The organism is Antrihabitans stalagmiti (assembly GCF_016482825.1).
GTDB lineage: Bacteria > Actinomycetota > Actinomycetes > Mycobacteriales > Mycobacteriaceae > Antrihabitans > Antrihabitans stalagmiti.
In genome coordinates, this window is sequence record NZ_JAEMNV010000001.1 from 623,909 (window position 1) to 638,691 (window position 14,783).

Sequence of the window (14,783 nt, forward strand, 5' to 3'; positions counted from 1 at the left end):
TTACGAGATCCGATGCGGCACACCCCACCCGGCTAGCTCTCCGGCAAGAAGGTTTCGCAACACCGCATCGTCGCCGAAGTGCGTCTCGTCGAACGCCACGACCGAGAACGACACGTTGTCGCCGACCTCGAGCAGCCACGACTGAACACCGTCGCCGAATCTGAACGGCATCGACGGATCGACGTGCTGCGCGATCCCCCGAAAGAACACCGATGTCGCAATCTCGTCGCCGATCTCGGCGAGTTCGGCAGGGAAGCTACCCAGGTTCGACACAACTGCGTCCGGCATTCCGGACCCGGCAGACGCTGCAGTGGCGATCAAGCGCGCAGGCAGCATCTGCAACAGTGGCTGCAGGTGAACGAACGCGGGTCGACGCCCCGCTGACAACGCGGCGAAGGCACGTTTGCACGCACTCCTGATTCCAGCGAGGTCCCCACCTGCGACCGGCTCTTCCGTGAGATACACCGATACGCCGGCGGTCGCATTGCCGCGGGTGTCGCCGTCGACCCGCTGACTCACAGGTATTCCGACTTTGACGGTCTGGCCGAGCGGCGCATATCCGGAGGTGCGCAGCAGCCCGGACACGACAGCGACGAACAACGAATTCGCCGTCCCGCCATGTCGTTTCGCCACCACCTCCCAATCCTGCCTGTCCACAGTCACCGTTGCCCATACAGGACGAGCCAACGGCGCGCGCTCATGCAGAGGTGCCTTCTTCACGACGTCGACATTGCCGGCGGCGCCACTGCCACGCGCCACAGCAACGGCGGCTCTGCAGATGCCGAGACCGGCCGAAACGAACTGCCTGGCAGCGTCTTCCAGATCCGACCCGAGCATCGAAGCGCGACCGAACTGCTGCGGTTGCTGTAGCGGTGCGCTATCTCGGGCACTCGACGCCGCTGCTACCAACGTCTTTCCGTCGGTTACCAGATGTAACGCGCAGAGCGACAGCACGAATCCCCCGGTGTCGGTGGCGACGCCACGCAGTTGCCAACACCGCCCGGCCTCCGCATTGAGCGGCACCGTATCGAGCTCCGCAGTCAGCCACTCGTTCGGCGAATCTGTCGCGCCCTCGTCGACGATCACCCCCGGACGAACTGTCGACTGTGTCCAATACGGGCGCGCCAGCGGGACTTGCGGTGTCACCAGCCTGCGATTCAGTGGCCCACCGGCGAGTCGAGCGGCCATCTCCGACAAAGCTTCTCGACTAGGCGGACGCGAGAACGCCCACGCAACCTGCAGTACTACCGACCAACCGAAGGCAGTGTCGACGAATCGGTACACGAAGTCCGACGATTCGAGGCGGTGAGGCGCCCTCACCGGAGAACTCGTTCGGCGGATAGGACGTGACTCTCGATGGCATCGGCTGCTGCGGCAACGGCGGCGTCGGGTGGAGTCAACGTCGCGGCAAACGCACGCGCCCTATCTCGACATTCGGCGGTTGCTATCTCGCCCAGACCATCCCGGAGCTTCGCAGCATCGAGCCCCTTCAATCTTGTGGACGTTCCGATCCCCATCGTCCGAACGATCTCGCCCCAGAACGGTTGATCCGAACCGACCCAACACACCATCGACGGCACACCTGCCCGTGCCGCTGCGGCCGTCGTTCCCGCGCCACCGTGATGAACGATCGCGCTGCACATCGGGAAGACGCGATCATGATCTACCGCGCCGATAGCGCGAACGTTCGCACTCGGAGTTATCTCGAAGTCGTTCCACCCAGCGCTGATCAGCGCGCGCTCCCCAAGGTCGGCGCATACCTTGGTGATCGCTGCCAGCAACCCCTGTGGGTCGGGGACCGGCATCGAACCGAAGCCGAAGTAGATCGGCGCAGGTCCGTCGGCAATCCACTCGAGCAGGTCGGGCTCGGGCTCGTTGTCCTCGCCGATCAGGGTGCGTTGCTCGGCGGTCGGGTCGATGAAGCCAACGAATGGACGCATCGAGTCCCAGCTCTGCGCGAGCTCCGGAACAAGGACGGCGTCGTAAGCCTGGATCTGCAGCGTCGGATAGCTCACCAGCCGCACTGCGAGTGCGGATGTGGCCGGCTCGAGCCCGAGGTCGGCCCGCAATCGGTTCTCCCGAGAACGAGTGATAAACCAGAACAGACTGTCGAAAAGCTTCCAGCTCGCTCGATTGAGCCAGTGCGGCAACGACAACGACGCGCCGGGAACCGGCGACACGTACGGATTTGCCAGGATCGGCGCGTGGTGCAGCGTGATCAGCTTCGCGCCCGCAGCCTCGGCATAGCCGATCGCGATCTGTTCGGTCGTGAAACCTGTGACGATGGCGTCGCAACCGCCCTGGAGCTCCGACATCTCCTCGACCATCTGCGCCCAGCCGTAGTTTCGGATCTCCGCGAGAGCCTTCAGCCGTTGCCTCGGCGTGCCGGTCCGGGGACCTTGGCGGACGAGATCGGAGTTCATGTGTGCGCGAGTGTCGTAGCCGAAATTTTTCGCATCCAGTCCTGTGCGCGCTGCGAATCCCACCAGATTGGGCGGCGCACCGAACACCACATCGTGGCCTCGACGTCGCAGCTCGGCTGCGAGGACAACCGCGGGCTGAATATCGCCGCGGGTGCCATTGAATGCGAAAGCGAACTTCATACGCGTCTCCGGTTCGATGCTATCTTGTGGATAGGTTGTCGTCCGTTCCGAAACTCGATCTTAGTCCGGACCCGCCATTTGTGCATTACGGCATCGACAGAATGTGATATCGCCCATGAAATTTGTCTTGGCCTTCAATGGTTCGCGTGGTGATATTCAGCCGGCCGTCGCGTTGGGTGTTCGACTTCGTGAACGAGGGCACACGATAGCCATTGCAGCGCCGCCGAACCTCGTCGAATTCGCCGAATCGTCCGGTCTCGACGCGTATTCCTACGGCCTCGACACCTTGGAATTGTTGGAATCCGATCTGGTCGGCAAAGATCTGAAATCCGCCAATCCACTCACACGTATCCGGGCGATCAACGAAATCACGATGCGGGGTGGATTGCAGATGCAGTCCGAACTTCTGGCCATCGGTGCGGAGGCGGACGCGATCGTCGGAGGTAGCGCCGGGCAGGAACGAGCGCTTAACGTCGCAGCATCCCTCGCTATCCCCTACGTCCCGTTGCACTACTGCCCTGTTCGACGCAACGGCTCGGTGTCACTGTTCGATCCCGCGACGAAGCACCTCCCGCGACTCGTTCGCGAGCCTGTCACCCGCGCGAGTTGGGCCGCCGTCGAGCATCTGCTGTGGCGAACAGGCAAGTCCGCAGACGATGCGTTGGCAGCCGATCTCGGGCTACCACCCAGCACGGCTCCCGCTGCAGCGCGTATCGCGCGCCGCGGGACGCCGGAAATCCAGGCCTACGATCCGGTCCTGTTCGGCGATCTCGAAAAGGAGTGGGGTGCGGGCCGCCCGCTCGTTGGATTTATCGATCTTTCGAAGGAGACGCGAGCGCGGATTGGCGACGACTCCGACGACGGTGAATTGTCGCAGTGGCTCGCCGCCGGGCCGCCTCCGATCTACGTCGGGTTCGGCAGCATGGCCGTACCCAACGCCACCGAACTTATGAATATCATTGTGGCAGTCTGTATCTCGCTTGGTCACCGGGTGCTCGTCGCCGCAGGGTGGAGTGCGTGTGCGCTCGAGTCCGACGAGCGCGTCCACGTCACGCGATCTGTCGATCACGACGCCGTCCTGCCGCGCTGTCGTGCGGCCGTCCACCACGGCGGTGCAGGGACGACGGCCGCGAGCCTGCGGGCGGGAGTGCCAACGGTGGTCTGCTCGATCGGAGCGGACCAACCGATCTGGGGCGCACGGGTTACCAAGGTGGGTGCGGGCGCAACGCTGCGGCTCACCGATGTGACACCGACGACCTTCGACGCGGCGTTGTCGCGAGCGCTCGACGCCGCCTGCGTTGCCGCAGCAGGACGAGTCGCCGCAGCGATGATTGCGCCCGCCGCTGCCGCGGATCGTGCAGCGGACATCGTGGAGCAGGCGTGCGTCGGGGATCGTTAGCTACGGATTGATTCGATCGACGGTTGCGAGGCGATAGTTTCGCGCCGAGAACGATCCGGACTTCGGATCGTATCCGCGGATCACTGCGAGCCGACCGGCGTGCAGCACGGTGAGGGCCGGTAGGTAGACAAATGTCGCCAACGCCGCGTACCCGAATCGACGATGCAGCAGGAGCGTCCGAGGCAGGAAACTCATATATACGACAAACGCCGACATCCGAGTTTCCATCCGGCGTGGAGAAACACCGACGGTGATATTCGGAAGAAATGCAATGCTGCCGCCGGATTCACCTACGCACAGCCCGGTATCGACATCTTCGAAGATATCGCGCCGCATACTCACGGCATCGCGAATCTTGTGCCATACGTCGCGTCGCAGGATCATGTTCGAGCCATACAAAACCGGTACTTCTCGGACAGCACTATTAGTGTTGCTGCCGAGATAGCGGCGTTTGAAATTGCCGAGCCGATCACCGTACGGGAGTCCGTAGGCCTCTCCCCTGCCACACGCCGCAGCCCATTTACCGGCGGTGTCTCCTGCAAAGAATTCGACGATCGACTTCGCCCAATGTGGCGGTACCAAAGTATCGGAATCTATTCGCGCAATCAGGGGGCCCGTGGCCGCGTCGAGGCCCGCGTTTCGGGCGAATACCAGGCCTTGTTCGCGCTCGCTGATCATCTTCACCTCAGCGAATCGTGACGCGAACGTTTCCACGATGCTGTTCGTGTCGTCGGTCGAGTTGTTGTCGACAACCACGATCTCGGCGATGTGTTCCAGTTGCGCGGTCAGCCGCTCGAGGCACTCACCGATGATGTCCTCTTCGTTGTAAGTCGGAACAACTATCGACAGACATTTGGTGTCCACATCGATCCCTTCTTCGGTCAGGCACGGTGCATGTACACGCGGAGAGTGAGCGGAACGAAGACGGCAAGGACGGTCGCCGCACCGAGCAGTGACCAACCGATCTGCGTGCCGAAGGTCCCGTCGTCAGCGAGCTCGCGGACAGCCGACACGAGGTGCGAGACAGGGTTGACGTTGGCGAATGCTTGCATCCAGCCCGGCATCGTCGACACGGGCACCAACGCGTTCGACATGAAGGTCAGCGGCATCAACACCAGCATCGAGACGCCCTGAACGGTGGATGCCTTGTCCATCAGCACACCCATCAACGCAAAGATCCAGCTCAATGAAAACGCCACGGCAACAACGAGAACGCAGGCAAACAGCAGACCTGCAACGCTGCCGGGGCGATACCCCATGGCCAGGCCGACTACGACGGTCATCGCCGTAGCGACGGCGTATCTGACGACGTCGGCCAGCAGCGAACCCGCCAGCGGTGCAATACGCGCGATCGGCAGCGATCTGAACCGATCGAACACACCCTTGTTCATGTCCTCGCGTAGTTGCACTCCCGTTGTCACCGACGCCGCGATGGCAACCTGCACCATGACGCCCGGAATCAGAGTGGGGAGATAGGCGCCGACCGACCCCGCGATGGCACCGCCGAAGATGGCGGAGAACATCACCGCGAACACGACGGGCAGGGCGATCACGTCGAACAGGTGCTGCGGATTGTGGCGCAGCTTGAGCAGACCGCGCTGGGCCATCGTCGAGGTGTGCGAAATCGATTGGCGCACATCGATGCGGTGCGGAATCACACGCCCGGCAAGCGGATCCGTGCCGACCGACGATAGGCGGGCATCCGTAACGGTCATGCTGCCTCCCCTCGTGCCGACTGGCTCGTTATCGCGAAGAACACTTCGTCGAGGCTGGGCTTCTTGACGTTGACCTCGCGTATCGCGACCCCGTCGGACCGCAGCGCCAGCAACATCTCCGGAAGTGCGTCCAGGTCGTCGACGGGCGAAGCAACGATCCCACCCGGTGATATGACGGCGTCGCCGGTTGTAAAGCGCGATATGACGGCAGCCGCGGTCGCCGCAAGGGCTTCATCGGTCAGAGTGAAGACAAGGAGTTGCGCTCCGACAGCGGATTTCAGTTCGTCCGCCGTGCCCTCGGCTACGAGCGAGCCTCGATCGACAACCGCAATTCGGTCGGCGAGTTGGTCGGCTTCGTCGAGGTATTGGGTCGTCAGCAGGATCGTTGTGCCCTCGGCGACCAACGCGCGCAACCTGTCCCACAGTTGTGCGCGCGTGCGGGGATCCAGTCCGGTTGTCGGTTCGTCGAGAAACAGCAGCGGCGGAGCAGCGACGAGGCTGGCCGCGAGATCCAATCGACGACGCATGCCGCCGGAGAACTTCTTCAGCGGCCGATCGGCGACGTCGTCGAGACCGAACTCGCCCAGCAGCGTGGATGCTTTGAGCTGCGCCGCCTTTCGGCCAAGTCCGTGCAACTTGCCGAAGACGACGAGATTTTCCTGCGCGGTCATATCGTCGTCGACGGACGCATACTGACCCGTCAACCCGATGAGCGACCGCACGGCAGTGGCTTCTTCGACGACGTCGTAGCCGAAGACCTTGGCAGTCCCCGAATCCGGCCGTAGCAGTGTCGCGATCATACGAACGAACGTGGTCTTGCCCGCCCCGTTGGGGCCGAGAACCGCATAGACGGAGCCCGCAGGCACCTGCAGATCTATGCCATCGACTGCGCGGAAGCTTCCGAACGACTTGGTCAGGCCTGCCGTCGCGATGGCGAGGTCGCTCTCCGTACTCATGTTCCCTCCATCGTGGGTGAGGCGGGATCGATCCGAAGTTTGCCGGTCGGACGCTGTGGTGCTCGGCAAACGAATTGGTCACTCGTTGCCGAGCATATGGATGTAACGCGGACCCGCAACTGGACCGATACATAGCCAAGATGCGATGTGTCGGCACGCGGCAAACGCCGAAAAGATGCCTGAAGTCGCAGGGTTCATCTCGCGGACATCTTCGCGTCATCGCGTCGAAATCGGATCTCGGCAGGCCCGTTGTGGTCTATTCCACATTCATTACTTAGCGTGACAAAAGTTACGCATCGTCGGCTGCGCGCGATCGGCGCGTCGCGCCTAGCATCGCTTTCGCGTCACTTTCGGGCGGTGTTGCCCACAGGACGCCGCCGGCTTCGTGATCACCGCGAATCACCCTCCTGGTTACAGAAGTGGATGTGGCCCAATGCGATTCACCGAACTCTCCGACTATCCGCTACCCGCAGGAAGACTCACAGCCTGGGTGCCGAGCACACGATGCGACGGTGCGACCTGGTCCGCAGACGCACGTCCGCTTGCCTACACACACGAGGATCACTGCGCCCGCGGCAGTGGCGATCGCGCCGCAAGCACATCGTGGCTCGGCGGCGTTTTCGAAATCCACCATCGCTACGACGCCGACAAGGTCGCCAGCGCGCTACGCGCATGGATGCTGCGTCACGAAACGTTCCGCACAACGGTGGTCGAGAATCTCGATGGTCAAGGTACCGATCGCTTTTCACGACGAACCACCTCGGGCGAACTTCTCGGCGTCGACGCGGTTGCCCACCAGACGTTGACGTCGGAACACATGCACGCCAAGGTGATCGACTTCTTCGACAACCACATCTCGCCGTTTGCGTGGCCGCATTGTGTCGCCGCAACCATCGAAACGCCAGAGTCGTTTCTCCTGATCTTCGGCGCCGACCACTCGGTGATGGATGCGTACTCGATGTTGTTGGCTATCAGCGAGATCCACCGACTCTACGAATACGAACTGTTCGGCACCGACCCGGGACTGCCCGACGTCGGTAGCCACCTCGACTTCAGTGTGCACGATCGCGAACTTGGCAATTCGGTCGTTGCAGAGCATCACGCCGTGAAGGCGTGGAGCCGATTCCTTCGGCAGTCCGGCGGCAAGTTCCCTGCGTTCCCGCTGCCGGTCGACACGTCGGTCGGCTCGGAAGACGCTGCCGCACAGCAAGGTAGCTCCTCGTCGTGGTTGCTGAACGCAGAGCAGGCAGAAGCCGTCAATGCGTACAGCCGGCAGGCAGGCCACGGAATGCAGTCGGCGATACTCGCCTCGGTCGCCTTGGCGAACCGCGAGCTCACCGGGGACCCGACCCTGCGCTTCACGATGCCGATGCATACCAGACACGAGTTGGCCTATCGCTTCTCGGTCGGGTGGTACGTGGGCATCGTCCCTGTCGAGGTGAACCTCCGCGGTGCAACGACATTCGAGGATTGCCTGGTTGCTGCGACGACAGCTGTCGCGTCGGCAAAAGAGCTGGCGCGCTTTCCCTATCCACGTATTGCCGAACTGCTCGACAATTCTGCGATTCCGCGTTTTGCGTTGTCCTATCTGGATGTTCGATACGTGCCTGACGCCGAACAGTGGCCGCAGTGGCGCGCCCGAACGCTGCGCGGTCGTTCGGAATCGAATGACGAAGTCTACTTCTGGATCAGCCGCGCACCGGCCGGACTGACGATCTCCACTCGCTTTCCCGGCAACACGACGGCGACAGGAAACGTCGAACGCTTGATCAGCACATTCGGGTCGATGCTCACATCGGTCGCCGACGGCGGTAACTTCGCGCACGCCGCCGACGCAACGCAACGGGCAAGCTGAGGAGGTCGGATGATCATAACGGCGATGCGAAACTGGCGACCGGAGCCAGGCGACCTGCTCGAGTGGCGTCCGACCGAGCAAGCGCGGGCGATTGCCGATGCTGCACCTGCCGAGGCCGATCCACCGACCTTCCTGCAGCAGACCCACGTTCGAGGCTTCCTCGCGAAGCAGCAACGCGGCGGGCCACACAGGGCTTTCCTCGGTGTCACCACCGAGGTCGAGGGCGATCTCGACGAGGCTGCCCTCACCCGGGCACTCACGTCGTATGTGCATCGCCACGACGGCTTGCAGACCTACTTCTCCGCTGCTGGACCCGCAATCGTTCGACACCGGATTGATTCGACAGCAATCGATTTCGAGGTCCACCGTGCGGGCGCACTCGAACACACCGATGCCTTCGCCGAATACATCCATCATCGTTTCGAAAACGAAGCGACGTCCGTTCGGTGGCCAGGGTTTGCCTTCGGTGCGGTCCGTCGACCTGGCAGCTTCACGATCTACTACGGCTGCGATCACGCTTTCAGCGACGGAGCATCGCAAGTGCTGGCACTGTCGGAGTTGGTCGATCGCTATCGAGCAGAGGTGGACGGCTCGGAACCCAGCGTCTACACGTCGGCACCAACGGGTGGCTTTCCTGACTACGCCTGCACGGAACATGCACTCGCACAAGCTCATACGGCCGAGTCCCCCGAACTCGCCGAGTGGCTGCAGATTTTCGAAAACCACGGTTCGACGATGCCGGCGTTTGCCCTCGATCTCGGCCTGGCACCGGGTGAGACCGCGCCCGTTCGCCCAGTCGAGTTCGATCTCCTCGACACCGCAGGCACCGACGCATTCGACGCCGTGTGCAAAGCAGCGGGCGGCAAACTGATCAGCGGGATCTATGCTGCTCTGGCGATCACCGACTACGAACTCGCAGGCCGACCCGAGTACTACGGCATGAGCGTCCTCAACAGCCGCGACGTCGGCAACTACGCGCTTTCGCAGGGTTGGTTCTGCAACTTTGCCCCCGTAACGTTCCGCACCGCCGACGCGTCGTCGTTCCGCGAGCTCGTGCCGCTTGCCCACGATGGCCACCTTCGTTCGAAGCGCCTCGCTCGGGTACCGGTGCAGGCTGTGATCATGGCACTACTGGCGTCGGGCGCGTCTGCCGAGGAAGTGGCGAAGAGTCCGCACATGCTGTCCTACATCGATTTTCGTTGGTTTCCCGGAGTCGGATCGACCACCTACGAGAAAGGATTGCTCTTCACGGGAGAAGGCGAGACTGCCAATGCCTCGATGTGGATCAACCGCGACCACAGCCATCTCTACTTCGGCAGCCAGACTCCGGACACGCCACAGGCTCGGAACGAATTGTCCAGGTATCACACACATTTGCACCGTGTGATTGCTGCGATCGCGCGGGACGGCGACTACGCGATCCCCCGGTCCACGGTTGTCGATGAGGGATTGATCCTTGCACGTCACAACAATTGACCGCTACTCCCCCGAACCCGGCACAGTTCTGCAGTGGGTCGTGACTCCCGGGAGCCGACCGATCAGGTCCGCGGTGCCGCCTTCGTTCAACCAGAACTTCCATCTGAACGCGCCCGACGGACCTAGCGTGTGGCTCGCCGGCGGCTTCGATGTCGATGGACCGATCGACAGCAAGGCCCTCGAGCAGGCGTTCAGCGCGCTCCTCGATCGGCACGGCGCGTTGCGAAATTCCTTCGTACGGAACGATGAAGGAATCGAGCGGCAACTGCATCGGCGCGTACAGCTCAAACAACTGCAGGACAGTAGCTTCGACACGTCAGCCGAGATCCGTAACCATCTTCGGACCGCACTCGATACGCATTGCCGACGTTTCGGCAGTTCCACATGCCTGCTGTCGGCCATCGATCGGCCAGGGCGGTCGACCGTATTCTGCGGCTTCGACCACGCGCATGTCGACGCGTACTCGATCGCCATCATCGTCGCCGAGTTGCACCACCTGTATTCCGGATACCTTGCCGATGCCAGCGGTCTGAGCATCGAGCCGCTGCCGCATGTCGGGGACTTCATCGACTACTGCGCCGCCGAAGCGGTCGTCGAGAAGGTCTCTCCCGACGACAGACGAATGCGCGCGTGGCTCGACTTTCTTCGCAAGAACGACTGCGCGCCGCCGAACTTTCCGCTCGACCTCGGCATCGTGGCGGGTTCGTCGACGGCGCAACGCTCCGACGTTCGTCACCTGCTCGATGCCGACGACACCCAGCGTCTCGCGGAGGTCTGCCAGCGGGCGAACACAAGCGTGTTCGCGGGGGTGCTCACCGCGATGGCGCAGTGTGCCTGTGCACCCAGCGAATCCGCGTACATGCCGGTGCTGGTCCCTGTACACACTCGACGCTCGGAGCACTGGCACCACGCCGTCGGGTGGTTCACCACCAACGTGCCCATCGAGGTCGCCGCGGGCACCGATTTCATCGATGCCCTCCGCCGCAATGGTGGAGAGTTGCGAAATGCTTTGCAGCTGGGTGAGATTCCGCTTGCGCGCGTTGTCGAAGTGTTGGGTGGTCTGAAGGCGACGAGGTCCGACGTCTTCATGACGTCCTACGTCGACTACCGGAAGTTGCCCGGTGCCGAACTGCACGGCGCAATCGACGCTCATCATGTCTCGAATGTGACCGCTGCCGACGACGCGCAGTTCTGGTTCTCGCGAACCGACGATGGCATAACTCTGCGAAGCCGGTATCCCGACACACCGACTGGTCGTGCCACGATGACGAGCTTTCTCGACGACCTGTCCCGTGTGCTGCGAAGTGCGGTGCAATAGCCTCTCCCCAAAAACTGCAACACGTTCTATTGTGAAGTGCATGAGCAGCCGAGATCGGATTCGTACGGTCGTATGGGGTACCGGCAACGTCGGCCGTGCCGCGATCCGCGCGGTCGATGCTCACCCCTTGCTCGAACTCGGTGCCGTCATCGTGCACAACCCAGACAAAGTAGGACGCGACGCGGGCGAGATTGCCGGGTTGGGGCGCACATCGGGCGTCGCCGCGACAAACGACATCGACGCAGCACTGGCCGTCGCCGATGCCGTCGTCTACGCCGCGTCCGGCGACATCCGTCCGGACGACGCACTCGCCGACATCACGAGAGCGATCGGTCGCGGCGCCACAGTTGTGACGCCGTCGTTGTATGCGCTGTACGACCCGCAGTCCGCTCCCCAGGAGGTCCGCGACCCGGTCCTCGCCGCAGTCGCAGATGGTGGCGGTGCGTTGTTCGTATCCGGTATCGATCCGGGTTGGGGAAACGACATTCTGCCCGTCCTCGCCACGGGCCTCGCGTCGTCGGTCGAGAGCGTGCGATGCCAGGAGATCTTCGACTACACGACCTACGACCAACCAGATTCCGTTCGATACCTCATCGGCATGGGCCAACCGATGGACTACGTCGCGCCGATGGTCGCACCGACGATTCCGACGATGGTGTGGGGCGGGCAGATTCGGCTGATTGCACGCGCGCTCGGTGTCGAACTGGAGGAGATTCGCGAGACGCTGCTGCGGCGGCCACTCGACAGCACGATCGAAACGCCCAACATGGGAACTTTCGAGGCCGGAACCCAAGGGGCACTGCGGTTCGAGGTGCAGGGAATCGTCGAGGGAGAACCGCTGATCGTCATCGAACACATCACCAGAATCCATCCCTCGTGTGCACCGGACTGGCCGCTGCCGCCCGACGGCGGCGACGGCGTCCACAAGGTGATCATCGAAGGACGCCCGCGCATCGAGATCAGCGTCGAGGCGACCGACGAGGGTGGAAATCGCGCGGCAGGCGGAAACGCCACTGCCGTCGGCAGATTGGTCAACGCAATTCCCTGGCTCCGGTCGGCCGGGCCAGGAATCTACGACGCGCTCGACGTACCTCTCCTACCGGCGCTCGGCAAGTTGAAAAGGATGGCCTCAGCATGATGATCGACGTTCCCGACGGCAAAGACCCCATTGCCTACGTGTGGGGCGAGATGGTGCCAGGCATCGGTGCGGCGGCGGCGAAATTTTCGCTGAAGGTGTACTCCGACACCACACTCGGTCTCAGAGAATTCGAGGCAGCACGGCTGCGGATAGCTCAGATCAACGGTTGTATCTTCTGCCAGGACTGGCGAACCGAACGCGACGGTACGACGGTAGAGGCGACTTTCGCTGAGGCGGTTGAGAATTGGCGAACGACCGACGCCTTCGACGATCGCACCAGGTTGGCCGCCGAATACGCTGAGCGGTATGCCCTCGACCATCATGGGCTCGACGAAGAATTTTGGGTCCGTATGGCGGCGGCCTACGACCAACGCCAAATAGTCGAGCTGACAATGTGTTTGGGCTCGTGGCTCGCCTTCGGACGGCTCAACCACGTGCTCGGGCTCGACACAGTCTGCGTGTTGCCGACGCACTGATTTTGGTTGCTAGTTGCCGTAGTGCGCGACTTCGATCAAATTCCCATCCCGGTCGCGGCAGTAGATCGACGTCATGGGCCCAAGTGCGCCCATCTTCTCGACCGGGCCGTCGACAACTTCGATTCCGTGCGCTGCGAAATGGTCGACGACTTCCTGTGGCGCAGCGGCAGTCACGAAGCACAAATCTTCGGAACCAACCGCGTCGACCGCTGCTGTGTGCCAGTCTTCGGCACCAGTGGGACGCAAGTTGATCTTCTGCCGACCGAACATCAGCGCGACCCGCTGCCGTGGCCCGAATCGTTCGACGGTCATTCCGAGAACCGTTCGATACCACTGCGCGGTCGCCTCGACATCCCGGCAATTGATGACAACGTGGTCGATGCGGTCGATCGAAAATGTCATTGAGCGAGCTTACAATTCGCCGTCTGCGGAGTCTCGCATTCGTATGACCATCGTCTGAAAGCTATTGCTAATCGGCATTATTCGGGTATTATAGAACGCATGTTCGACACCAAGGAGCAGCAGTCACTCCCCCAGCGAATAGCCGCCATTCGCGCCGAAATCGCAGACATCGACCGCACCCTCAGCTGCGCCGAACGCAGCGACTCGATCACCGAATTCGACAAACTCCTGTCAGGCTGCACCGCAGCACAAGCCAAACTCACCGCCGACCTCGCCAAAGAACGACGAACCGAACGAGCCGCCCGAGGACTGTCGAAAAAAGAGCAAGACGCCGGCATCCCCCTCGAGATCGGCCTCGCACGACGCTGCTCCCACCACAAAGGCAACCAACACCTCGGCTTCGCCCAAGCACTCGACGAAGACATGCCCCACACCCTCGACCGACTCGTCACCGGCGACCTCACCGAATGGCGCGCCACCCTCCTCGTCCGCGAAACAGCCTGCCTCAGCCGCGAAGACCGCCGCATCGTCGACCGCAGACTCTGCAGCGACCCCACCACCCTCGCCGGCAAAGGCGACAAACAGATCGCCGCTGCCGCCCTCGCCATCGCGATCGAACTCGACACCGAAGCACTCGTCCGCCGCGCCCGCAAAGCCACCAACGACCGCTGCGTCACCTCCCGACCCGCACCCGACACCATGGCCTACGTCACCGCGCTGCTACCGGTCAAACAAGCCGTCACCGTCCACGCCACCCTGATGCGCGACGCCGCCGCGGTCGTCGCCGCCGGCGGCGACGACCGCACCAAAGCCCAGATCATGGCCGACCTGCTCGTCGAACGCGTCACTGGACTGTCCACCGCCACCGCTGTCCCGATGACCGTCAACATCGTCATCTCCGACGAAGCGCTGCTCGGGACCAAACCTGCTGCGGCAGAGGTTCCCGGCTACGGTCCCATCCCCGCCGACCTGGTCAAACACTGGCTCCACGACACCGACGCCACCATCGAACTCCGCAGGCTCTACGCCAACCCCACAACCGGAGCTCTGACCGCGATGGAATCGAAATCGCGCTGCATCCCTAAAGGAATGCTGCGGATGACCCGATTCCGAGACCGCACCTGCCGAACACCTTGGTGCGACGCACCCATCAAACACGGCGACCACCCAAAATCCGTCGCACAAGGCGGCGACACCACCTACGAGAATTCCGCAGGACTCTGCGAAGCGTGCAATTACGCCAAAGAAGCCGACGGCTGGTCCACAACACTCGACCAACGCATCCCCGGCGAACTGCACAGCTACACCGTCACCACCCCTACCGGGCATCAACACACCTCCACAGCTCCACCCCTACCGACACCACTCCCTCTGCCGCGCAACAGAATCGACGCCTGGTTTCCAACCAAACGCGTGCACCTCGAATACATCGAAGCCGCGTAGAC

Annotated in this window: 13 protein-coding genes; 7 read left to right on the top strand and 6 right to left on the bottom strand. The window is 62.6% G+C overall.

What is annotated here, in order from left to right:
* On the bottom strand, window positions 1-1,320 hold the full coding sequence (locus tag JGU71_RS02860; protein WP_199701756.1) for a hypothetical protein: 1,320 nt from the start codon (window positions 1,318-1,320) through the stop codon (window positions 1-3).
* Window positions 1,317-2,603 (bottom strand): glycosyltransferase, encoded by a 1,287-nt coding sequence (locus JGU71_RS02865; RefSeq protein WP_199701757.1) that lies wholly within the window; start codon window positions 2,601-2,603, stop codon window positions 1,317-1,319. The genes JGU71_RS02860 and JGU71_RS02865 overlap by 4 nt, the downstream gene beginning before the upstream one ends.
* Window positions 2,604-2,718: 115 nt before the next feature.
* On the opposite strand from JGU71_RS02865, the gene JGU71_RS02870 reads away from it, so the two are divergent.
* A complete protein-coding gene (locus JGU71_RS02870) occupies window positions 2,719-4,002 on the top strand; it encodes a glycosyltransferase (protein WP_199701758.1) in 1,284 nt (427 codons plus the stop codon).
* Here the strand turns inward: JGU71_RS02870 and JGU71_RS02875 are convergent, their stop codons facing one another.
* From JGU71_RS02875 to JGU71_RS02885, 3 genes are read right to left on the bottom strand one after another with little or no spacing between them, the layout of a single operon-like run.
* Window positions 4,003-4,866 carry a glycosyltransferase family 2 protein gene (locus JGU71_RS02875; protein ID WP_307829466.1) on the bottom strand — a complete coding sequence of 288 codons (864 nt, stop codon included), beginning with the start codon at window positions 4,864-4,866 and terminating at the stop codon, window positions 4,003-4,005.
* A 17-nt stretch (window positions 4,867-4,883) separates the two neighbouring features.
* Window positions 4,884-5,717 (bottom strand): ABC transporter permease, encoded by an 834-nt coding sequence (locus JGU71_RS02880; RefSeq protein ID WP_199701759.1) that lies wholly within the window; start codon window positions 5,715-5,717, stop codon window positions 4,884-4,886.
* The gene (locus JGU71_RS02885; RefSeq protein WP_199701761.1) at window positions 5,714-6,673 is read right to left on the bottom strand and encodes an ATP-binding cassette domain-containing protein; all 960 of its coding nucleotides are present in this window, start codon (window positions 6,671-6,673) and stop codon (window positions 5,714-5,716) included. Before JGU71_RS02885 ends, JGU71_RS02880 begins: the two co-directional genes overlap by 4 nt.
* A 433-nt stretch (window positions 6,674-7,106) precedes the next feature.
* Between JGU71_RS02885 and JGU71_RS02890 the strand changes: the two genes are divergently transcribed.
* From JGU71_RS02890 to JGU71_RS02910, 5 genes are read left to right on the top strand one after another with little or no spacing between them, the layout of a single operon-like run.
* Complete coding sequence (locus tag JGU71_RS02890) at window positions 7,107-8,528, top strand: condensation domain-containing protein (RefSeq protein WP_199701762.1); 1,422 nt, start codon at window positions 7,107-7,109, stop codon at window positions 8,526-8,528.
* Between the two features lie 9 nt (window positions 8,529-8,537).
* Entirely contained in the window at window positions 8,538-10,004 is a 1,467-nt protein-coding gene (locus tag JGU71_RS02895; protein ID WP_199701764.1) for a condensation domain-containing protein, read from the top strand.
* A complete protein-coding gene (locus JGU71_RS02900; RefSeq protein ID WP_199701766.1) occupies window positions 9,985-11,322 on the top strand; it encodes a condensation domain-containing protein in 1,338 nt (445 codons plus the stop codon). Before JGU71_RS02895 ends, JGU71_RS02900 begins: the two co-directional genes overlap by 20 nt.
* Before the next feature lie 40 nt (window positions 11,323-11,362).
* Window positions 11,363-12,460: an NAD(P)H-dependent amine dehydrogenase family protein gene (locus tag JGU71_RS02905; protein ID WP_199701768.1), complete on the top strand. Its 1,098-nt coding sequence runs from the start codon at window positions 11,363-11,365 to the stop codon at window positions 12,458-12,460.
* Window positions 12,457-12,936, top strand: coding sequence for a carboxymuconolactone decarboxylase family protein (locus JGU71_RS02910; RefSeq protein WP_199701769.1), 480 nt, complete (start codon window positions 12,457-12,459; stop codon window positions 12,934-12,936). Before JGU71_RS02905 ends, JGU71_RS02910 begins: the two co-directional genes overlap by 4 nt.
* A gap of 9 nt (window positions 12,937-12,945) precedes the next feature.
* Here JGU71_RS02910 and JGU71_RS02915 read toward each other — a convergent pair whose 3' ends face one another.
* On the bottom strand, window positions 12,946-13,338 hold the full coding sequence (locus tag JGU71_RS02915) for a VOC family protein (RefSeq protein ID WP_199701770.1): 393 nt from the start codon (window positions 13,336-13,338) through the stop codon (window positions 12,946-12,948).
* Between the two features lie 99 nt (window positions 13,339-13,437).
* Between JGU71_RS02915 and JGU71_RS02920 the strand changes: the two genes are divergently transcribed.
* Complete coding sequence (locus JGU71_RS02920; RefSeq protein WP_233528586.1) at window positions 13,438-14,781, top strand: HNH endonuclease; 1,344 nt, start codon at window positions 13,438-13,440, stop codon at window positions 14,779-14,781.
* Window positions 14,782-14,783: the final 2 nt, after the last annotated feature.